Here is a 22614-nt window from a genome sequence, read left to right on the forward strand (position 1 = left end):
GAGATGCGCAATGAATGATTCGATGAACCGCTATATCACCCGCTCGGCCGCGCTGGCGATCTGCCTGGCGCCGGCACTGGTCTTCGCCCAGCAGCAGGACAAGCCGGCGGCGGACAGCCGCCCGACGCAGGAAGTCACCGATCCAGCCGCCGTGGTGATCGTGACCGGTGTGACCAAGACCACCACCAAGAAGAACGCCGCGTTCTCGATCAACACGCTGGGCGCGGAAGAAATCCAGCGCCTGGCGCCGATGAGCACGGCCGACTTGCTGAACAATTTCCCCGGCATTTATGCCGAGGGCAGCAGCGCCGGCGAGGCCAGCAACAACATCACCGTGCGCGGCCTGCCGGTGACCGGCGGCTTCCGCTACGCGCCGCAATTGATTGACGGTTTGCCGGCGTTCGAGGAGCCGGACGCGCCGTTCCTCAACAACGACGTGTTCGTGCGCGACGACCTGATGACCGAGAGCGTGGAGCTGGTCAAGGGCGGCCCCGGTGGCATCCTGTATTCGAACGGCCTGGGGGCGACGGTCAACCACGTCACCCGCACCGGCGGCGAGCATCTGGCGGGCGGCTACAAGATCGAGTACGCGGACTATGGCTTTGTGCGCCACGACGCGTTTATCTCCGGCCCGCTCGGCAAGAACCTGACCGGGGCGGTGGGCGGTTTCTACCGGCGCAGCGACGGCATTCGCGACACCGGCTACACCGCCGACCGTGGCGGCCAGGTGCGCGGCAATCTGGTGTACACCAGCGACGACCGCAAGACCATGCTGCGCGCCGACGCGTTGGTGATCAACGACCGCACCGCGTTTTACCAGAACCTGCCGATCTCGGTGCCGCGCTTCACCAACAGCGGTACGCCGGCCAATCCGACCGTCATCAACCAGGACACGATCCAGCCGATCGGCATCGATTTCGCGCATGGCACCACGGCCTCGCCGTACAACCGCTATTTCAACATGATCGGTGAATACGGCAGCCGCACCATCGACCAGGCCGACGGCGTGCACCCGGACTTCAAGATCCTGACGCTGAGCGGATCGCAGGAGCTGGCCGACGGCTGGAAGGTTTCCGCCGGCTTGCGCCACACCACCGGCAGCAGCGGCTTCAACGGGGTATTCACCGGCAACGACACCGCCACGTCGACCAACTTCCTCAACGCGCGCTATCAAAACGACGTGGTGTCGCCCGCCCATGGCGCCGCGCTCGGCTGCAACCTGACGAACGCCAAGCTGATCGGCTTCTTCAATGTGCCGGCGAACAACGCCTGCGGCAGCTTCGCCAACATCAGCCGCGAGGATTTCATCAGGAACTACAGCAAGGCCGCCGGCGTGGTTGGCCGCTACGCCGACGGGTCGGCCGTGCCGGCCTCGGTCAACCTCAACTTCCTGATACCGTTCATCGCCGACACGCAGGCGCGCAGCACCTCGTTGGACTTGAAGACGCAGAAGTCGTTCCAGCTGCAGGGCTCGCATGATCTGACCCTGGGCGTGTACAAGAGCCGCTACCATTACGCCCCCAACTTCCAGCAGGCGTTGCTGGTCAGCGATGTCACCTCTCAGTCGCGGCTGGTTGATTTGATCGCGGTCGACGCGCAGGGGAATCAGGTCGGCCCGAGCCTGACCCAGGGCGGCGCCATCCTGCCGGGGTGGGGCGGCTTCGTCAGCAATATCCAGGCCGACGGCAACGCGGCGTACTTGCTGGATCACTGGGAAACCATGGGCAACAAGCTGAAGATCGACGCCGGCGTCCGCTGGCAAAATCTGAAGGCCGACGTGGCGCGCCGCGACCGCACGGTGCTGACCGACCTGACCCCGGCCGGCACGCTGGTCGGCTCCACCGGAGACACCACCGCCGATAACGAAGTCAGCTTCCCCGGCGATCCGCACCGCTTGAAACAGACCTACCACGGGTTTGGCTGGTCGCTGGGCGGGAACTACAGCTTCAGCAAGTCGATGGCGGTCTACGCGCTGGCCTCGAACTCGTTCCGGCTGCCGAGCCTGGGCGATTTGAACGATCTCAGCACCGCTGGCGCCACCGTCGTCAATGGCAGTCCGGTGGCGGTCAGCGCGGTCGAGCATATCCGCCAGTATGAAGGCGGGCTGCGCTACCTCACGCGCGGCTTCGGCGCCTCGGTTGCGCTGTTCTATAACAAGTTCTCGCCGCGCAGCCAGGTCAATATCTACCGGGACATTCAATCGGCGGCCTGCAGCACGCTGGGCGGGGTGACGCAGATTAATTCCTGTCCCGAAGTCGCCCAGCTGTACAAGCGCGGCGTGCAGAACGTCGGCACCGAGGTGGAACTGAGCTGGCGGCCGGCGGCGGTGGAAGGGCTGGAGTTGAAAGGCAATGTGGTGCTGCAGAATCCCAAGGTCAAGGGCGCGAACTACACCGTGACGCAGGAGGACAAGGACGAGAAGGGCGTCATTACCGGCTATCACTACCTGCAGATCAGCGAGGATGGACGCCGCCCGCGCCGGCTGCCCAAGGTGATGGTCAACTTCACCCCGTCGTTCGACCTGAAGGCGTTGACCGATATACCGGTCAGTGTTTATGCGCAGTACCAGTACTACGGCTCGCGCTTCTCCGAGGCCAGCGACAATAACGTGACCTTGTACCCATCCTATTACATCGTCAATGCCGGCGCCGCTTATCAGATCAGCGAACGCTGGCACGCAAGGCTGCACGTCGCCAACCTGACCAATCAGTTGTCGTTCACCGAGGGCGATCCGCTGTTTAACGACCTGTTGTCGCCGGACGGGACCCGCAACCGCGGTGTGGCGCAGCCGCTGTTCGGGCGCACTGTCCGCTTCAGCTTGTCCTATATGTTCTAACCCGAAGGTAACGGGGCGCGATGGAGAAGGGCAGCCGATGTGGCTGCCCTTCTTGCTATTTTGCCTCGAGCGACGGCTCCAGACCCAAACTAATTCCAAAAAAGATAACAATTCTCCCGGATTAACGGTAAAATTGAATAGTAATGATTCTCATTCCGAAAATCATGGCCTTGGAGTTCTATCGTGTCCTCAGAAGCAACTTTGTCGGATTTTTTTGTTCAGCACCGCCAACAATTGCGCCAGGTGGCCATGAGCATCGTGCGCACGGCCGATCTGGCTGACGAGATCATGCAGGACGCCTACGTCAAGCTGGCCGACGGCAGCTGCATGCGCAGCGTGCAGAAACCGCTGTTTTACTGCTGCCAGGTGGTGCGCAACCTGGCCATGGACCACTTCCGCCGCCGTACCACGGAGGCCAGCTACCGCAGCTTCGGGCTGGACGTCGAGCAGCTGGAGCGCCCGAGCGCGGTGACGCCCGAGCGGGTGCTCAACGAGCGGCGCGTGATCAGCGCGATCGAGCAGGCGCTGGCACGCCTGCCCGAGCGCACCCGCCGCGCGTTCGAGCTGTATCGGCTGCAGGAGATGACGCAGCGCGATATCGCCGGCGTCCTCGGGTGCTCGGCCACGCTGGTCAATTTCATGATCCGCGACGCGCTCGACGCGTTGCAGGGCTGCCGCGATCTGCTCGACGATTAAGCCGGCCCGCCAGTGACACTGGCATTCCCGGCGTTTCTGCAATATGCTTGCATCAAAGAGCGGCCGCCGCCGCCTACGTCTGGAGCAAGCATGAACAATAATAACGCCGCGGACCCGGTCTGGGATACCGCATGGGCATGGGTGGTGCGCGAACACGAGCGCAGCAGTTTCGACGCGGCCGCCCGCGAGCAGCTGGCCGCCTGGCTGGCGGCCGACGCCCAGCATCGCAAACAATACGACAAGGCTTGCCGCCTGTGGCTGCTGAGCGGGCTGATCCCGCCGTCATTTGATGACGACACTGTAAAATAATCTGCTTTCACACTAAACAATCCAGCACACGACGCGTCTTTGGAACAGAGGCACGGGGCCTGACGCCCCGGCCGCGCTTCTGTTCAATCTTTACAAGGACGCCGCATGTCTACCAGCTGTTTTGACCGCGAGGACGAAACCTTCATCGTCCTCAAAAATCACGAAGACCAATATTCGATCTGGCCGCAATGGAAGGCGGTGCCGGGCGGCTGGACCGCCATCGACGGCATCCAGGGCGACAAGCAGACCGTGCTCGCATACGTCGAGCAGGCCTGGACCGATATGCGTCCGCGCTCGCTGCGCGAATGGATGGCGGCGCAAGGATTGGCCGCCTGACCGTCATGGCTGCGATTCATCTTTTATGCCTGCCCAACGCCGGCGCCAGTGCCACCATGTATTTGCGCTGGAAGCGGCTGCTGCCGGCGTGGGTCAACCTGGTGCCGGTGGAGCTGCCAGGGCGCGGCCGCCGTCTGTCCGAACCATGCGGCGAGGAGTTCGACCAGTTGGTGGCGCAGTTGTGCCGGGAGCACGCGGCCCTCATGCGGCAGCCGTACGCGCTGTTCGGCCACAGCATGGGCGCGCTGCTGGCGTATGGCATGGCCAGCCATCAGCGCGATCAGGACGGGACGCTGCCGCGCATCCTGTTTGTCTCCGGCACCGCCGGGCCATCGCGCCGCGACACGGATCGCTTTGCCGTCAGCACTGACGCGGAGCTGATCGCCGACATGCGGCGCCAGGGCGGCACACCCGAGGAAGTATTCGACAGCCCCGAACTGCTGCGCATGACCCTGGACATCCTACGCGCCGACTACCGTCTGTGCCGTAGCTTCACGTACCGCGCCGCCGCGCGCCTGCCGATGCCGCTGGAGGTGCTGGTCGGCCGCCAGGACGACATCGGCGGCGAGCGCGTACTGGCCTGGCAGCGGGAGGCGGGCAACGCCTTCGCGCTGCACTGGTTCGACGGTGGCCATTTTTACATTCGCCAGCAGGAAACCGCAGTACTGCAAGCCATCTTGCGCGGGTTGAAGTATCAACTCGCGGGAGCCGCCGATGCAGTCGCTAGCCCTGCCTGATTGCGTACCCGCCGGCATCACGGTGTGGCGGCTGGCGCTGAACCTGCAAGCGCCGCTGGCGCCGGCGGACTTGCGTTTGCTGAGCGACGAGGAACTGGAACGCGTCGCGCGCCTGCGCCGTCCGGCCGACCGCGTGCGCGCCGTCGCCGCCCGCGCGACGCTGCGCCGACTGCTGGGTGAGGCGCTGTCTTGCGCGCCGCGGCGCGTGCGCCTGGGGGCTGGCGAGCATGGCAAGCCGCGGTTGCTGGCGCGGCACGGTCCCGCGTTCAACGTCGCCCATGCCGGCGAGTGCGTGATGATTGCGCTGGGCGGCGAGGGCATCGCCGCCGTGGGCGTGGATGTCGAACATCGCGACCCGGCGGCCGATGTGGCGGCGCTGGCGCCGCATGCGCTCACGGCCGAGGAGTGCCTGGCGCTGGCCGCCGACGCGCATCCGGCCCACACATTTTACGACTACTGGAGCGCCAAGGAGGCCGCGCTGAAGGCGCTGGGCGTGGGCGTCTCCGAACATCTGCTGCGGCTCAGCGTGCGGCGCCCGCCGTGGCCCCGGCTGCAGCTGCGCCACGCCATGACTGGCTGGCCGGCGCTGCACGGCTGCCTGCTGCCCGCACCCTTCGAATACAGCGCCGCATTGGCCTGGCACACAAAGGAATGAACCATGATGGAACTGATGACACGATTCGAACGCAGCGCGCCGCAAGGCAGCGCGTTGCCGGTACTCTTGACGCCCGCCTTTGCCGGCGAGACGCTGCTGGAGGCGCAACCGCGCCTGGCCGCGCAGATCGACGCCCACTTGAAGCAGACGGGCGGTGTGCTGCTGCGCGGCTTCAGCGTGCCGGCGGTGCAGGATTTCCGGCAGTTCGCGGCAGGCTTTGGCCATCCGCTGCTCAACTATGAATTCGCGTCGACGCCGCGCAGCGCCGTCGGCAGCGGCGTGTATACCTCGACCGAGTATCCGGCGCACCAGCACATCCCGCTGCATAACGAACAGGCCTACACGCGCGAGTGGCCGATGAAGATCTGGTTTCACAGCGTGATCGCGGCGGCCAGCGGCGGCGAGACGCCGATCGCCGACAGCCGCGCGATCTATCGCCGCATGCCGGAGCACATCCGCGCGCGCTTCGCGCCCGGCATCCGCTACGTGCGCAATTACGGCGAGTTCGATCTGCCGTGGCAGCAGGTGTTCAACACCGGGAACCGGGCCGAGGTCGAGGCCTTCTGCCGCCGCAGCCGCATCGAATGGGAGTGGAAGGACGACGATGGCTTGCGCACCACCCAGCTGTGCCAGGCCATCGCCACCCATCCGCACACCGGCGACACGGTGTGGTTCAACCAGGGGCATTTGTTCCATGTGTCGAACCTGCAGCCGGAGGTGCGCGAGTCGCTGGAAGAACTGTGCGGCGTCGACAACCTGCCGCGCAACGTCTTCTATGCGGACGGCGGCACCATTCCCGATGCGGTGTTCGATGAGGTGCGCGCCGTGCTGGCGGCGGAGACGGTGAGTTTCCCATGGCAGAACGGCGATGTGCTCATGTTGGACAACATGCTGGCGGCGCATGCGCGCTCGCCGTTCAAAGGGCCGCGCAAGGTGGTGGTGGCGATGGCCGAACCGCACGGCAACCTGCATCTGTTTTAAGCGAGTATAGCGACGATGAATTCTCCGATCCAGATTCCCCTGCAGGCGCCCGCCAGCATGGTTGAACAACTGCGGGCGCTGGCCGACCAGCGTCCGGATGCGACGGCGCTGATTGCCGTCGGACGCGAAGGCGAGCGCCGTTTCAGCTACGCGGAGATTGACCTGCGCGTGCGCGCGCTGGCGGCGGAATTGCAGGCCAGCCTGGCGCCGGGCGACCGCGCGTTGTTGGTGCTCGATAATGACGAACATTATGTGGTGGCCTTCTTCGCCTGCCTGTACGCGGGTGTGACGGCGGTGCCGGTGTTCCCGCCCGAGTCGGTGCGCGAGCAGCATCTGGCGCGCTTGTCCGGCATCGCCGCCGATTGCGCCGCCGCCTGCGTGCTGGCCAGCGGCACGGTGCTGGCGCTGCTGGAGGAGCATCGTATCTTTGGCGGCGCCAAGGCGCTGGCGGTGGATGCGGTCGATACTTCGCGCGCGCCGTTGTGGCGCCCCTGCGCGCCGCAGCCCGAAGATATCGCTTTTCTGCAGTACACCTCGGGATCGACGTCGTCGCCGAAGGGGGTGATGGTCAGCCACGCCAATCTGATGGCCAACGAGCGCGCCATCGAGGAAGCGATGGCGATCACGCGGGAGGACGTGTTTGTCAGCTGGCTGCCGCTGTACCACGACATGGGGCTGATCGGCGGCCTGCTGCAGCCTTTCCATCGCGGCATTCCGGTGGTGCTCATGAGCCCCGCGTTTTTCCTGGAGCGCCCGGTGCGCTGGCTGGAGGCGATATCGGCCCATCGCGGCACCATCAGCGGCGGTCCGGACTTCGCGTTCCGCCTTTGCCTCGAGCGGGTGCGCGAGGCGCAATTGACCAACCTGGATTTATCCAGCTGGCGCGTGGCGTTCTCGGGCGCCGAGCCGGTGCGGCACGATACGCTGGCTTCCTTCATCGATTACTTCGCGCCGAGCGGCTTCGACCCCGGCGCCGTCTATCCGTGCTATGGCCTGGCCGAGGCCACGCTGCTGGTCAGCGGCGGCCAGCGTGGCGCCGGACTGACCGCCTGCGCGTTCGACTCCGCCAGCGTGGCCGCCGGCGAGCCCCGCGCCACCGGCGATGGCCAACTGCTGGTTGGCTGCGGCGCCGTCCCATCGGGGCACAGGGTAGCGATCGTCGATCCGCAAAGCGGGGACGTGCTGGATGGCGCCAGCGTGGGCGAGATCTGGGTCGCGGGACCGAGCATCGCGCAGGGCTACTGGCAACGCCCGGACGATACGGCGTCGAGTTTCGCCGTGCGCGACGGCGCGCGCTGGCTGCGCACCGGGGATCTGGGCTTTTTCCACCGCGACCAGCTGTACATCGCCGGCCGTATCAAGGACGTGATCATCCTGCGCGGCCAGAACCTGTACCCGCAGGATATCGAACGCGCTATCGAGGGTGAGGTGGAGGCGGTGCGCAAGGGCCGCGTGGCGGCGTTCGCGGTGACGCTGCCGCAAGGCGGCGAGGGCGTCGGCGTGGCGGTGGAGGTGTCGCGCGGCCTGCAGAAGCTGGTGCCGCCGCAGGTGCTGGTCGATGCGCTCAGCCAGGCTGTCAGCGCCGTGTGCCGCGAACCGGTATCGGTGGCGCTGCTGTTGCAACCGGGGGCGCTGCCGAAGACCTCCAGCGGCAAGCTGCAACGCGGCGCCTGCCGGCAGGGTTGGATGAACGGTACGCTGGACGCTTACGCCATCTACGCCCACGGCAGTTTGCAGGGCGGCACCGGCGGTGAGAAGCCTGACAGCGCCGCTTTGCCGGACGACGAAACCGGGCGTGAACTGGCCGCCATCTGGCAACAGGTGCTGCCGGCTGACGCGCCGCTGTCGCGCGATACGCACTTCTTTGTCGCCGGTGGCAATTCGCTGGCCGCGGTACGGGCGGCGGCATTGGCGGCGCAACGTTGGAACATCGACTTCCCGGCGCGCCTGATCTTTGAATTTCCCGTTTTGGAAAACTGCGCTGAACAACTGCGCGGCATTCTGGCGCGTGGCGGCGACGTTGATGCCGTGCCGCCGCTGGTGCGCCTCCCGGCTGACAGCGCGGAGGCGCAGCCGCTATCGCTGTCGCAGCGCAGCCTGTGGTTGACATGGGCGCTCGCGCCGGCCAGTCCGGCGTACAACCTGGCCGTGCGCCTGCGGCTGCCCGCCGACGTGCGGCTGGCGCCATTGCAGGCGGCGCTGCAAGACCTGGTGTGGCGGCACGAGCCGCTGCGCACCGTGTTCGTCACCGACGCCGGAGGAGAACCCGCGCAGCGGATCGCGCCCGCCAGCCGCTTCGAGCTGGCGATGGTGGATCTCGGCGCGGAAGACAACGTGACCGCCGCCGCCCAGGCGCTGGCCAGCGCGCCTTTCGACCTGGCGGCCGACTTGCCGTTCCGCGCCACGCTGCTGCGCAGCGCCGGCCAGGCGGACCTGATCCTGTCGGCGCACCATATCGCCGCCGATGGCTGGTCGCTGCACATCGCCATCGACGAGCTGGCGGCCGGCTACGCGGCCCACGCGGACGGTAAAGCCGCGCCACTGGCGCCGCTGCCGTTCCAGTTCGCCGACTTCGCCCACTGGCAGCGGCAGCAGCTGCAAGGCGCGCTGCTGGAGCGTCAGATCGGCTACTGGCGCGACCGGCTGGGTGACAACCACGAAGTGCTGGCGCTGCCGCTGGACCGCCAGCGCGGCACCTCGACCGCAGGCGTGCTGGCCGGCGTGCATGCCGACGTGTGGCCAGAAGCCCTCAGCGCGGCGCTGCGCCAGTACGCGCGGAAAGAGGGCGCCACCTTGTACATGGTGATGCTGGCGTTGTTCAAAACGCTGTTGTACCGCGTCACTGGACAAGGCGACCTACGGGTCGGCGCACCGGCCGCCAATCGCCAGCATGCCGCCACCCACGGGATGATCGCCTATCTGGTCAGCCTGACGGTGCTGCGCACGCAGATCGATCCGCGCCAGCCTTTTACCCATCTGCTGCGGCAAGTGCGACAGGCGGTGACCGAAGCGCAGGAACACAGCGATGTGCCGTTCGATGTGCTGGTGGATGCGCTGCAGCCGGAGCGGCAGCCTGGCGTCCATCCGCTGGTCCAGGTCAAGTGCACCGAACTCCCGGGCGTGCCGCGCGGCCTGGTCATCGGTGGCCAGCCGCTCGTGCCGGAAGAGATGCAGGCCGGTCCAGCCCACTTTGACCTGAGCCTCGACTTCACGGACCAGGCGGATGGCATCGCCGCACGCTGGGTCTACGACGCCACCGTGCTGGATGCTTCCACCGTGGCACGGCTGGCCACAGCCTTGCAGAACTTCGCCCGCCAATTGGTGGCGCGGCCGGAGACCGCTCCGCATGCGCTGCGGTGGACTGGTGCTGACTCCCGCCTGCGCGGCGCCAGCGAAAAATTTGATGCCGCCGACGTGCTGACCCTGTGGCGGCGCGCCGTCGCGCAGGCGCCGCAACGCCTGGCGGTGCGCGATGAAGGCCAGGCGCTGGACTACGCGCTGCTGGACCGGCAGTCCAGCCAACTGGCACGGACGCTGCGTGCACGCGGCGTGGGCGCCGAGATACGGGTTGGCATCCATGCGGATCGCGGCTGCGCCTTTGTGCTTGGTGTTTTGGCGGTGCTGAAGGCGGGCGGTGTCTACGTGCCGCTGGACCCGGCATTGCCGGCCGAGCGGCTGGCGTGGCAACTCAGCGATAGCGGCGCCGCGCTGCTGCTGAGCGCAGGCGAAGTCGCGTGGAACACCACCGTGCCGCAGCTGCCGCTGGAGCTTGACGACGCGGCGGGACAGGAGCCGGCCAGCGAAGCGCCGCCTGCTGTGCATGCGCAACAGGGCGCTTACCTGATCTACACCTCCGGTTCGACCGGTCAGCCCAAAGGCGTGCTGATTACGCATGGCGCGCTGGCCAACTATGTGCAAGGCGTGTTGGGCCGGCTGGCGCTGCCCACGCCGGGTGCGCAACTGGCGATGGTGTCGACGGTGGCGGCGGACCTGGGCCACACCACTTTCTTCGGCGCGCTGTGCGGCGGCCACACGCTGCATCTGATCAGCCGCGAGCGCGCCTTCGATCCGGACAACTTCGCCACGTACATGCGCGAGCACGCGATCGACGTGCTGAAGATCGTCCCCAGCCACCTGCAAGCCTTGCTGCACGCCGCGCAGGCGCAAGACGTGCTGCCGCGCCAGCGTCTGGTGCTGGGCGGAGAGGCGACGTCGCCGGCGCTGCTGGAGCGTATCCGTACGCTGCGTCCCGGATGCGCCGTCATCAATCACTACGGGCCGACCGAAACCACGGTCGGCATCCTGACCCATGCCGGCGCGGATGGTCTAGGCGGCGGTGCGACGCTGCCGGTGGGTACGCCGCTGCCGAACAGCCTTGCGTTGGTGCTGAACGCCGAACTCAATCCGGTGCCGGTGGGCGTGGTTGGCGAGCTGTATCTGGGCGGGTGCGGTGTCGCGCGCGGATACAGCGGCCGTCCTGGTTTGACGGCGGAACGTTTTATTCCCGATCCGTTCGACGCGGCTGGCGGCCGCCTGTACCGCACCGGCGACCGGGTGCGCCAGCTGCCCAGCGGCGCCATCGAATTCCTCGGACGCGCCGACGACCAGGTCAAGATACGCGGTTACCGCGTCGAGCCGCGCGAAGTGGCGGCCGCGCTGGCCACGCTGGATGGCGTGAGCGCCGCCGAGGTGCTGGCCGTTGCGGCTGACGACGGCCGCATGCGGCTGCACGCCTACGTGGCGCCGGCGGCGGACGCCGCACCTGACGCCGACAGGCTGCTGGCACAACTGAAACAGCAACTGCCCGACTACATGGTGCCGTCCAGCGTGACCCTCCTTGCGGTGCTGCCGCTGAACGCCAACGGCAAGCTCGATCGCCGCGCCTTGCCACCGCCACAGTCCGCACAGTCCGCGGCGTTTCAGCCGCCGCAGGGGGAAACAGAAACCACGCTGGCCCGGATCTGGGCCGATCTGCTGGGTGTTGAACAGATCACCCGCCATGCCAATTTCTTCGAACTTGGCGGCGACTCCATCCTCAGTCTGAAGCTGATGGCGCGCGCGCGCAAGGCCGGTTTGCGCCTGCATGGCCGCCAGGTGTTCGAGCATCCGGTGCTGTCGGCGCTAGCCGCGTCGATCGACTCCACAACGGTGACAGCCACGCCGACCGCCAGCATCACCGCGCGGTCCCCGGCCGACAGCATGCCGGTGTCGCATGCACAGGATCGGTTGTGGTTCCTGTGGCGTCTCGATCCGGCGGGCAGCGCCTATCACATCGCCGGCACGTTGATGCTGCGCGGCGTGCTGGAGATGCCGGCGCTGCGCGCCGCGTTCGACGCGTTGGTGCGGCGGCACGCATCGCTGCGCACCGTATTCGAGGCGGATGCCCAAGGGCAGGCGCGCCAGCGCGTGCTGCCTGCGCTGGCGTTGGAACTGCCGCTGATCGATCTGAGCGCGGAGCAGGAAGCGCCGCGTGACGAGCAGGCGATGGCGGCGGCTGACCGTGTGCGCCGTCAGCCTTTCGACCTGACGGTCGGGCCGTTGCTGCGCGTCGCGGTGATCCGCACCGAACGGAATGCCTATCAGCTGGTGCTGTGCATGCACCATATCGTTTCGGACGGCTGGTCCATGCAGGTTCTGATCGAGGAATTGGTGCAGCTGTACCGCGCCCATCTTGCCGGACAGGCTGCGGCGTTGCCAGCGCTTCCTTGCAGTTACGCCGATTACGCCGCCTGGCAGCGCAAGTGGCTTGCGAGTGGTGAAGGAACGCGCCAGCTGGCCTATTGGAGGCAGAAGCTTGAAGGCGAGCAGCCGGTGCTGCAACTGCACACCGACGCGCCGCGCGCGGCGCAGGCTACCGCGTACACATTGGCGCATCATCGCGTCGCGCTCACGCCCGGCTTGGCGCAGAACCTGCAACGTGCCGTCAGGGGACATGGCGTCACGCCATTTGTGGCGTTGCTGGCCGCGCTGCAGGTGCTGCTGCATCGCTACACCGGACAGCAGGATATCCGCATCGGCACACCGGTGGCGAATCGTCATCACGCCGACACCGGCGGCATCGTCGGACTGTTCGTCAACACCCAGGTGTTGCGTGGCCAGGTGACCCCGTACGCCACGCTGCAGGCGATGCTGGCGCAAGCCCAGGTCGCCGTTCAGGAGGCGCAGGCACACCAGGACCTGCCGTTCGAACAGCTGGTGGAGGCGCTGCAGCCTGACCGCGGCATGGACAGCCATCCGCTATTCCAGGTCATGTTGAACCATCAGCGCGACAAGCTCGGACTTCTGGCGTCGCTGCCCGGCCTCACGGTGGATGGACTGGAGCTGGGTGAGCAGACGGCGCAATTTGAACTGGTCGTCAACAGCACCGAAATGGATGACGGCGGCATCGCCATCGCCTTCGGTTATGCCCGTGAACTGTTTGCGCCGCAAACCATCGCCCGCATGGCCGGGCATTACCTGGTGCTGCTCGAGATACTGGCGGCCGAACCGGACACCCCCGTGCACGCGGTGCCGCTGTTGAGCGAGGAGGAATCGAACCGGTTGCACGAGCTGTCCCGTCAACGTTCGCAGATCGCTGCCGAAGGGACGCTGCAGCGGCGGATCGAGGTCCGGGCCGCGGCCGATCCCGCCGCCATCGCGCTGACGGAAGGCGACACGCACCTGGCGTATGGGGAGTTGAACGCCCGTGCCAACCGGCTTGCACACTACCTGATCGCCGCCGGGGTCGGACCTGAACAGCGCGTGGGGCTGGCTTTCCGGCGTGGCTCGGACTTGATCGTCGCCATGCTGGCCGTGTTGAAATCCGGGGCCGCGTATGTACCGCTGGACCCGGACTATCCGTCGGAGCGCCTGGCCTACATCGCATCCGACAGCGGCATCGCCATGGCACTTACCGATAGCGGCGTGGGTGACGAAACATTGTCCCGGACGGCGGCTTGCGTGGCGGTCGATAAGCTGGATCTGGATTGCTACAGTGACGCCAATCCGCAGCAGCGCTGCCACGCGGACAACCTCGCATACGTCATCTACACCTCCGGTTCCACCGGTATGCCAAAAGGTGCGCAGCTCACGCACCGCAATGTCTTGCGGCTGCTCGACGGCAGCGAACCCCTGTTCCAATTCGGGCCGTTGGACGTGTGGACGCTGTTCCACTCGCACGCCTTCGATTTTTCGGTGTGGGAGATCTTTGGGGCCTTGTGCTACGGCGGACGGCTTGTGATGGTGCCTTTCGTGGTCAGCCGCGCGCCACACGATTTCCTCGCGCTGCTGCGCCGCGAACAGGTGACGGTATTGAACCAGACGCCATCGGCGTTCACCCAGTTGATGCAGGCGCCGGGACTCTACGACGGCGAAATGCCGCATCTGCGTGCCGTTATCTTTGGCGGGGAAGCGCTGGACCCGGAGAGCCTGCGCCCGTGGATCGAGCGCTTTGGCGATGAGTCGCCGCAGCTGGTCAATATGTACGGCATTACCGAAACCACGGTCCACGTGACGTATCGCCGCATCACCCGCGCCGACCTTGGCGCCGGCCGCAGCCCGGTTGGCGCTGCCTTGCCCGACCTGGGGCTGCGCGTGCTGGATGCCCAATTGAACCCTGTTCCGTTGGGCGTGGCCGGTGAGCTGTATGTATCCGGCGCTGGATTGGCGCGGGGCTACCTGCGCCGCGCCGGACTGACGGCGAGCCGCTTCGTCGCCGATCCATTCAGCACGGATGGCGGGCGCCTGTACCGGAGTGGCGACCTGGCGCGCTGGAACGTCCAGGGCGAGCTTGAATACCTGGGCCGCGCCGACGATCAGGTGAAGATCCGTGGCTTCCGTATTGAACTAGGCGAGATCGAGGCGCGTCTGCGCGCAATTGCCGGTGTCGGCGCCGGCCTGGTGACAGTGCATCAGGGGCCGGGCGGCGCACGGTTGTTGGCATACGCCGCGCCAGCCCCGGGGGCGCAACTGGATAGCGCCGCGCTGAAAGCCGCGCTGGCCAAGTGCCTGCCTGACTATATGGTGCCGGCCGCCGTGCTGGTGGTGCCGGCGATGCCGCTGAACGCCAACGGCAAGATCGACCGCAAGGCGCTTCCGCTGCCGGAACAGGCCATCACGCGACAAGGCGGCGAGCCGCCACGCCGAGAGCGCGAACAGATGCTGGCCGCCGTCTGGGCCGAAGTGCTGGGCCTACAGGGGATTTCGCGCGACGACCATTTCTTCGAGATTGGCGGCCACTCCTTGCTGGCGATTGCCATGACCACCCGGCTGCGGGTAGCCAGTGGCGTCGAGCTGGCATTGCGCAAAGTGTTCGAGTATCCGCGGCTCGCAGACATGGCGGTGCACCTGGAGCAGGTAACCGGCGGTGGCGAACCCCAACTGGCGCCGATCCCCCGCAACGGACCGCTGCCGCTGTCGCCGGCCCAGCAGCGTCTTTGGCTGGTGGATCGCATGTCCGGAGAAGCGGAACGGCGTGCCTACAACATGGCTGCGACACTCAGTCTGGATGGCGACCTGGATACCGCCGTGCTGCGGCGGGCGTTGCAGGCGCTGGTCGCGCGCCACGAAGTGCTGCGCACCGTGTATCGCGAGAATGAGGACGGCGAACCGTTCGCTCAAATCCTGCCGCCGGCCAAGGCGACGCTGACGCTCAACGAAACGTCTTTACGGCCGGAGCAGCTGGCGCAGGTGGTGCAGGATCATGCGGACACGCTGTTCGATCTTGCCAATGGCCCGCTGCTGCGCGCCAAACTGGTGATGCTGGCGCCACGCCGGCATGTCCTGCTGCTGGCGGTTCATCACATTGCGTTCGACGGCTGGTCGCAGGCGGTATTCATTCGTGACTTTGTCGACAGTTATCGCGCTTTGAGCGGTGGCGCCGCCGCGCCGGCCGCACTGGACATCCAGTACGCCGACTATGCCGATTGGCACAACCGAAAATTGGCAATGCAGGCCGGGAGCGACCGAAACTTCTGGCGCGATACGCTGGCCGAGGCGCCCCCGGTATCGACGCTGCCATATGACGTCCAGTCCAAAGAAGCTGCGCTGGCATCGACCGAAGGCGACGCGCTGACCATCACGCTCGATGCCGGGCTGACGAAAACGCTGGCCGAACTGGCACAAGCGCAAAAAACCTCGCTGTTCACGGTGCTGCTGGCGTCCTTCCAGCTGCTGCTGCATCGCGTCAGCTGCGCGGAAGACCTGGTGATTGGCACCGACGTGGCGGGGCGGGGACACCCGGCGCTGGAGTCGCTGATTGGCTTCTTCGTCAACGTGGTGCCGCTGCGCTCGCGCCTGCGGCAGGAACAGAGTTTCGTCGAATGGCTGGCGCAGTCCCATGACGTGAGCCAGGCGGCGTTTTCGCACCAAGACCTGCCGTTTGACCAGATTCTGAACGCGGCGGGGCTATCGCGCGGACGGCAGCGCAAGCCGCTGGTGCAGGTGCTGTTCGTGATGCAGAACGTGCCTGAATCGCGGTTCGATATTCCCGGCCTGCATATCGAACTGACGCCGCAGCCAACCACGCAGTCGAAATTCCATCTTGCCGTCTTTGTCCATCAGGGGCCGAATGGACTCGCGGCGCAATGGGTATTTTCCAGCGCACTGTATTCGCGTGAGCATATCGCGCAGGTTGCGGCCCAGTGGCGCGAGCTGCTGGCCCAAGTGGCTGTGCGGCCGAGCGATGCGCTGGATAGCTTTGCAATGACACCAACGAAGGACAGCAGCATGAATGACACTTCCCACGTCAAGTTGGGCAAACTGGAAAAACTAAAGAAACTCGGCGCTCGCGATGGCGCGAAGGCCGCGCCGCGCGCGGCGGTGCGCACATCGCTGCTGCATCCGGACCGTCCGTTCCCACTGGTGGTGGAAGCCAGCAGCGACATCGACGCGGTGGCATGGGCGCGCACCCAGCGCGATTTCATCGACAGCGCGCTGGCGCGCCATGGCGGCATCCTGTTCCGAAATCTGGGACTCGACACGCCGCAGCAGTTTGAGAGTTTCGCCGAGATCATTGAACCGGAATTGTATGGCGGGTACGGCGATTTGCCGAAGAAGGAGGGCGGCCGCAATACCTACCGTTCAACGCCATATCCCGAACGCCAGATGATCCTGTTCCATAACGAGAGCGCGCATCTGGACCGCTGGCCGCGCAAGCAGTGGTTCTACTGCGAGCAGCCATCGCCGGTGGGTGGCGCCACGCCGATTGTCGATTGCCGGGAAATGCTGCGCCGCTTGCCAGAGGAACTGGTGCGGGAGTTCGAGCGCAAAGGACTGCTGTATGTGCGTACTTTCACCGACCGGTTGGACGTGCCGTGGCGCGAATTCTTCAAGACCGACAGCCGCGCCGACGTCGAGCAGCGGCTCGGGCAGGCGGGTATCGAGTGGCGCTGGCTGCCGAACGATGAACTGCAGACGCGCACCCGCTGCCCGGCGGTGATTACCCACCCGGTAACCGGTGAGCGCGTGTTCTTCAACCAGGTGCAGCTGCATCACGTCAGCTGCCTGGAAGAGGAGGGCCGCAACGATCTGATGTCGCTGGTGGGCGCCGAGCGCATGCCGCGCCAGGTGTACTTCGGCGACGGCGGCATCATTCCCGACGAGACCATGGCCATCATCGGCCAGGCCTACGAGGATTGCGCGGTGCGCTTTGACTGGCGCAAAGGCGACGTGGTCATGCTCGACAACATGCTGGCGGCGCACGCGCGTGATCCGTTTGAAGGTCCCCGCAAGATCGTGGTGGCCATGGGTGCCATGTTCAACCGCGCGGATCTGAACACGGTGGAAGGCGAATCGAATGACTGAGCTGAATCAACTGCTACAAGACAGCATGCCGCTGTCCCCCGAACAGCGCATGCTGCCGGATCATGCGGCCCGCGTCGCGGCGTCAGTGATGATCGAGGCACCTGGTAGCGCTTCGCTGGATATGCAGGCGCTGCGCTCCGCGGTGAAGGCGGTGTTTGCGCGGCACGAGGTGCTACGTCATGTCTTTGGCCACGCCGAAGGCTATCGTGGATTACGTCAGGCTGTGACGGACAGCACGCAGCAAGTAGGGCATTGGAATGTACGGGACCACAGCGACACCGCAGCCACGCTCACGCTCGACATGCCCGCGCTGATGATTGACGGCGCCAGCCTGCAAGCCTTGTTCGCGCAGATTGAATCCACGTTCAACGGCAGCGCGGTGGATGCCGATGAACCCTTCCAATACGCCAGTTTCGTGGAATGGCGCCAAGATCTGGAAAGCGACCCTGACAGTGCGGGCGCGCGCCGCTACTGGGACACGGTGTCCGCCGAAATCGCGCCACTGCCCGCGCCGCGCCTGTCGCATCGCGGACAGGCGCCATCCACGGACGCGCTGCACGTCAACGCGTACCTCGGGACGCCGGTGGTCGGCAAAGTGAAGGCGCTGGCCTCCGCCCAGTGCTGTTCCTCCGAAGTGGTTCTGATGTCAGTGTGGATGTTACTGTTGGCGCGCCTGACCGATCATGAGCGTAGCGTGACAGGCTGGCGCCACGACTGCCGCCTGGACTACGATCCTATGCGCGGTGCGATCGGCGTCTACGAGAAGACCTTGCCGGTTTTGCTGGACGCCGCAGCGGATGAACGTTACACGGATTGGTTGAACCGACTGGCCGCGCGCGGCGAACGGCATGTCGAAGCGCAGGAAGGATGGACGCAGGACCATGCGGAAGCGGCTTCGCAATTACAGGTCGGTTTCGTCTACAACGAAGCATCGCCATCGACGTGGCGTATCCAACGTCAGCCGATGCCTCCCGGCTTTGAGCTGGCGCTGCAACTGGTCTGGCGCGACACCTCGGCCGATATGGTGTTGCACGGCGCCGGCTATAGCCAGGTCGCGCTGGAGCGTCTGGCCGAGCAATTTATAACCCTGCTGGATGCCGTGCTGGCGGCGCCAGAGGCGCGGATCGGCGACTATCAGGTGATCGGGCCGGTCGAACGCGCCGCCATGTCGCAGTGGCAGCGGGTCGCGGACTTCGGTGCCCGCAACGTCGGCGGTGAGATCGCACGGTGGGCGCAGCGCACTCCGGATGCGATAGCGGTGGTGGCGCCCGGCGTCAGCTGGACCTATTCGGAATTGCTTGCGCGGGCCAACCGTCTTGGCAATTGGCTCAAATCGCGTGGCGTCTCGCCGGGAGCGGTGGTGGCGCTGAACCTTCCGCGTTCGCCGGATATGGTGGTAGCCATTCTTGCCGCCTGGTCGGCCGGCGCGGCCTACCTGCCACTGGACCTGGAATGGCCGGCCGCGCGCCGCGCCGATGTACTGGCGGATGCTCGTCCGGCGGTGGTCCTGCACGCGCCGGATTGGTCCGCCGCGTTGACCGGCAACGAGGCGATCATGGACAGGATCGACCTGCTGGCGTATGCCGCCACGCCGGCGCAGGCGCCGGGTAGCGGCGATGCGCTGGCTTATGTGCTGTACACCTCCGGTTCCACTGGCCGGCCCAAGGGCGTGATGATCAGTCATGGCGCGCTGCATAACTACGTGGCGGCCGTCTCGCAGGCGCTGGAATTGCAGGCCGTGCGCCGCTGGGCCTTGACCAGCACCATAGCCGCCGACCTTGGCAACACCGCCTTGTTTGGCGCCTTGTACAACGGCGCCACGCTTGCCGTGGCCAGTGATGAGGAGATCCGCGATGGCGAGGCATTCAGCCAATTCATGGCGCGGCATGCGGTCGATGGACTGAAGATGGTTCCATCGCACCTGGAGGCGTTGCTCGATTGCGAACATCCGCGGCTGCCACGCACGCTGGTGCTTGGCGGTGAGGCCACGCCGCGCGCGCTGGTCGCGCGCATCGCCGCGCTGGCGCCGGAGTGCGCCGTGTACAACCATTACGGTCCGACCGAGACCACCGTGGGTGTGCTGGTGCACGCGGTTACGGCCGCCGACGCGCAGGCGGATGTGCTGCCATTGACCGTGCCGCTGGCGAACAACCGCATTCACGTGCTGGATGAAGCCTTGCGGCCCGTGCCTGCTGGCGCCAAGGGCGAGGTTTACGTTGGCGGCACCCAGCTTTGCGATGGATATCTGAACCAGGATCGTGCCGACGCCTTCGTCGCCGATCCGGCGCGGCCGGGTGAGCGCCTGTACCGGACCGGCGACCTCGCCTATGTGCTGCCGGAAGGCGGCTTGCGGCTTGCCGGGCGTGCGGATCATCAACTCAAGATCCGTGGGTATCGTGTTGAGCCGGGAGAGATCGAGGCGGTGCTGATGAACCATGCCAGCGTGCGCCAGGCAGTGGTTCTGCCGGTTCCCCAAGCGCAGGGCGGCCAGGAGCTTGCCGCCTTCCTGATCGGCGAAGAGACGGACATGCGGGCAGCGATGGCGGCCTCGCTGCCGTCGCATATGGTGCCGGCGCGGTTCATGTGGTTGCCGGCTTTTCCCCGTCTGGCCAATGGCAAGATCGACCGCATGTCGCTGTTCGGGCATCTCGCCGCACCGGCCGCCGCAGAATGCGCCTCGCCAGCCGACGCGTTGGAGGCTTTCCTTGCCGGCTGCATGGCGCAAGTTCTGGGGCGGCGGCAGGTCGGTCTTGATGAAGACTTTTTCGAGCTTGGCGGCCACTCGCTGCTGGTGATCAAGCTCGTGGCGCGGATACGCAAGCATCTGCAAGTGGAAGTGGCGGCGGCGCTCGTCTTCGATCACCCCAGCGTGGGTGCATTGGCCGCCGCGCTGCGTGCACGGCCGGAAGGCGCCGCGCTGGCGGCGCTGGCTGAATCGGCGTTGGCCGCACAAGCAAACAAGGATAATCAATGAATAATATGAACCCCACGGTTCCGCTGTCGCTCGCCCAGCAGCAGCTGTGGTTCTTGCATAAGCTGGATGGCGCGCTGACCGCATACAACCTGCCGCGCGTGCTGCGCTTCACCGGCAAGCTGGATGCCGATGCGTTGGAACGCGCATTCACACTCGTTATCGAACGTCATGCCGTCCTGCGCCACCGTTTCTTCGAGCGCGACGGCGTGCCGATGCAGCAGGCGCAGCCCACCAGTGGTTTCGCGCTGCAGCGCTTGGATCTGTCCGGACTGGGCGAAGCGGAATACCAGCATCGTCTGGAGCAGCAGATCTCGCGCATCGCCGGTCATGTGTTTGATCTGGAAAATGGAGAGACGCTGGTCGCCTGCCTGGTGCGGCGGAGCGAAGAGGAACACGTGTTGGCACTGTGCCTCCACCATATCGTTTCGGATGCCTGGTCCAATCCCATACTGGCGCGCGATCTGAGCGCGGCGTATCGGCAGGGCAGCTTGCCGGCGTTGCCTTTGCAGTACGCGGACTACGCGTTGTGGCAGTTCGAACAGGAGGGCAGCGAGGAGCAGCTAAACGACATCGTTTACTGGAACAGCTATCTGGGCAAGGACCTGCCGGCACTGGACCTGCCATCCGATCGTGTGCGTCCGGCACGCCAAAGCTATCAAGGTAGCACGGTCTATTTCGATCTCGCGCCAGATCTTGCGGCGGCGCTGCAGCGCTTTTGCCGCGAGGAGAAAAGCAGCCCATTCATGGTGCTGATGACGGCCTGGCAAATGCTGTTGGCGCGCTATAGCGGACAGTATGAATTCGCTGTCGGCGTACCGAATGCGGGCCGCCAGCGCGAGGAAGTCCAGCAGATGATCGGCTACTTCATCACGACCCAGGTCTTCCGCGCGCGGCTGGCGCCGCGCATGACGCTGCGCGACGCGCTGCGGCAGGTGCGCGCCGATGCGCTGGCGGCGCTGGAACATGCCGGGCTGCCATTCGAGAAGCTGCTCGAGAGCCGCGCCGAGCGGCGCGATCCCGCTCGCAGCCCGCTGTTCCAGGTGATGCTTGGCGTGCAGATGGACGACGCGCTGGCGCAGCTCGATTTCGGCGCGGTGCGCTGCACGGCGATGGAGTTTGCAGAGTCGGGTGCCAAGTTTGATCTGTCGCTGGACGTCAGCCTGAGCGCGCAGCGCGTACGCGGTCGCCTCGAGTACAACAGCGACTTGTTCGACATCGCTACCGCTGAATGGCTCGCGAGCTGCTTCCAGCGCGTGCTGAAGCAATTGGCCATGGAGCCAACGCGAAGTATCGCGGCCCTTGAACTGCTCGGTCATGACGACCATGCGCAGTTGGCGCGCTGGGGCGTCAACAACCGCCGTCATCCGGATCGGGAGACGGTGCTGCAGTTGTTTGAACGGGAAGTGTGCGTGCATCCCGATGCCCCGGCGTTGGTGCATGGCGACGAAACGCTGAGCTACGCGGAGCTGAACCAGCGCGTCAACCGTCTGGCCCATCACCTGACCGCGTTGGGTGTGCGGCCGGAGATGCCGGTTGGCGTGGCGCTGGAGCGCTCTACCGGCATGATCGTCGGCCTGCTGGCGATCCTCAAGGCCGGTGGCGCCTACGTGCCGCTGGACCCGGACTATCCACAGGAGCGTCTGGGTGCGATGATCGCCGACAGCGGCATGCGGCTGCTGTTGACGCAGACCTCGGCCGCGGCGCGCATCCCGGCGCCGGCGGGCCTGCGGGTGCTGCTGACCGATGCGCTGGACCTGAGCGCGCATGGCGATCACAATCCAGGCGTAGTGACGCATGGCGCGGCGCTGGCGTACATCATCTACACCTCCGGCTCGACCGGCAAACCGAAAGGCATCGGCATCACCCACGCCACGCTGGCGGAGCACAGCCAGGTCGCGCAGGGTTACTTCGGCCTGACGCGCGAAGACCGCATGCTGCAGTTCTCGACCATCAATTTCGATGGCTTCGTGGAGCAGCTGTTCCCTGCGCTGACCTGCGGCGCGGCGGTGGTTCTGCGTGGCCCCACGTTGTGGGACAGCGCCACCTTCCGCCATGAGCTGCTGGCGCGCGGCATCACCATCGCCGACCTGCCGACCGCGTACTGGCACATGCTGGCGCAGGATTTCGCCCGTCTGCCGCAGGCGCAGCGCCAGTACGGCGCGCTGCGGCAGGTGCAGGCGACCGGCGAGGCGATGCCGCCCGACGGCGTGCAGGCGTGGCGCGACGCGGGGCTGGCGCACGTCAAGCTGCTCAACAGCTATGGCCCGACCGAGACGGTGGTGACGGCGGTGACGCAGGATTGCCGCGC

The 22614-nt window shown here is 66.1% G+C and carries 10 protein-coding genes; all 10 read left to right on the forward strand.

Annotation, left to right across the window (positions count from 1 at the left end; translation table 11 throughout):
- Nucleotides 1–10 precede the first annotated feature (10 nt).
- A complete protein-coding gene (locus FHW83_RS27525; protein WP_176649560.1) occupies nucleotides 11–2836 on the forward strand; it encodes a TonB-dependent receptor in 2826 nt (941 codons plus the stop codon).
- 183 nt (nucleotides 2837–3019) lie between these two features.
- Nucleotides 3020–3532: a sigma-70 family RNA polymerase sigma factor gene (locus tag FHW83_RS27530; RefSeq protein WP_373997279.1), complete on the forward strand. Its 513-nt coding sequence runs from the start codon at nucleotides 3020–3022 to the stop codon at nucleotides 3530–3532.
- 90 nt (nucleotides 3533–3622) lie between these two features.
- Nucleotides 3623–3841, forward strand: coding sequence for a DUF4880 domain-containing protein (locus FHW83_RS27535; protein ID WP_176649561.1), 219 nt, complete (start codon nucleotides 3623–3625; stop codon nucleotides 3839–3841).
- Between the two features lie 105 nt (nucleotides 3842–3946).
- Nucleotides 3947–4177 (forward strand): MbtH family NRPS accessory protein, encoded by a 231-nt coding sequence (locus FHW83_RS27540; protein WP_176649562.1) that lies wholly within the window; start codon nucleotides 3947–3949, stop codon nucleotides 4175–4177.
- A 5-nt stretch (nucleotides 4178–4182) separates the two neighbouring features.
- Nucleotides 4183–4914: a thioesterase II family protein gene (locus FHW83_RS27545; protein WP_229224385.1), complete on the forward strand. Its 732-nt coding sequence runs from the start codon at nucleotides 4183–4185 to the stop codon at nucleotides 4912–4914.
- Complete coding sequence (locus tag FHW83_RS27550; RefSeq protein ID WP_176649564.1) at nucleotides 4892–5569, forward strand: 4'-phosphopantetheinyl transferase superfamily protein; 678 nt, start codon at nucleotides 4892–4894, stop codon at nucleotides 5567–5569. Before FHW83_RS27545 ends, FHW83_RS27550 begins: the two co-directional genes overlap by 23 nt.
- A 3-nt stretch (nucleotides 5570–5572) precedes the next feature.
- Entirely contained in the window at nucleotides 5573–6550 is a 978-nt protein-coding gene (locus FHW83_RS27555; RefSeq protein WP_176649565.1) for a TauD/TfdA family dioxygenase, read from the forward strand.
- 15 nt (nucleotides 6551–6565) lie between these two features.
- Nucleotides 6566–17332 carry a non-ribosomal peptide synthetase gene (locus FHW83_RS27560; protein ID WP_176649566.1) on the forward strand — a complete coding sequence of 3589 codons (10767 nt, stop codon included), beginning with the start codon at nucleotides 6566–6568 and terminating at the stop codon, nucleotides 17330–17332.
- On the forward strand, nucleotides 17325–20306 hold the full coding sequence (locus tag FHW83_RS27565; RefSeq protein WP_218106469.1) for an amino acid adenylation domain-containing protein: 2982 nt from the start codon (nucleotides 17325–17327) through the stop codon (nucleotides 20304–20306). Before FHW83_RS27560 ends, FHW83_RS27565 begins: the two co-directional genes overlap by 8 nt.
- The coding region (locus FHW83_RS27570) for a condensation domain-containing protein (RefSeq protein ID WP_176649567.1) at nucleotides 20303–22614 on the forward strand (2312 nt) is incomplete at its 3' end. The genes FHW83_RS27565 and FHW83_RS27570, both read left to right, overlap by 4 nt.

The organism is Duganella sp. SG902, from assembly GCF_013376005.1.
Taxonomy (GTDB): Bacteria; Pseudomonadota; Gammaproteobacteria; order Burkholderiales; family Burkholderiaceae_D; genus Rugamonas.

Coding starts and splice junctions, on each gene's coding strand:
- FHW83_RS27540 (WP_176649562.1), top strand. CDS start 3,947: ATGTCTACCAGCTGTTTTGACCGCGAGGACGAAACCTTCATCGTCCTC.
- FHW83_RS27565 (WP_218106469.1), top strand. CDS start 17,325: ATGACTGAGCTGAATCAACTGCTACAAGACAGCATGCCGCTGTCCCCC.
- FHW83_RS27560 (WP_176649566.1), top strand. CDS start 6,566: ATGAATTCTCCGATCCAGATTCCCCTGCAGGCGCCCGCCAGCATGGTT.
- FHW83_RS27550 (WP_176649564.1), top strand. CDS start 4,892: ATGCAGTCGCTAGCCCTGCCTGATTGCGTACCCGCCGGCATCACGGTG.
- FHW83_RS27535 (WP_176649561.1), top strand. CDS start 3,623: ATGAACAATAATAACGCCGCGGACCCGGTCTGGGATACCGCATGGGCA.
- FHW83_RS27525 (WP_176649560.1), top strand. CDS start 11: ATGAATGATTCGATGAACCGCTATATCACCCGCTCGGCCGCGCTGGCG.
- FHW83_RS27555 (WP_176649565.1), top strand. CDS start 5,573: ATGATGGAACTGATGACACGATTCGAACGCAGCGCGCCGCAAGGCAGC.
- FHW83_RS27545 (WP_229224385.1), top strand. CDS start 4,183: ATGGCTGCGATTCATCTTTTATGCCTGCCCAACGCCGGCGCCAGTGCC.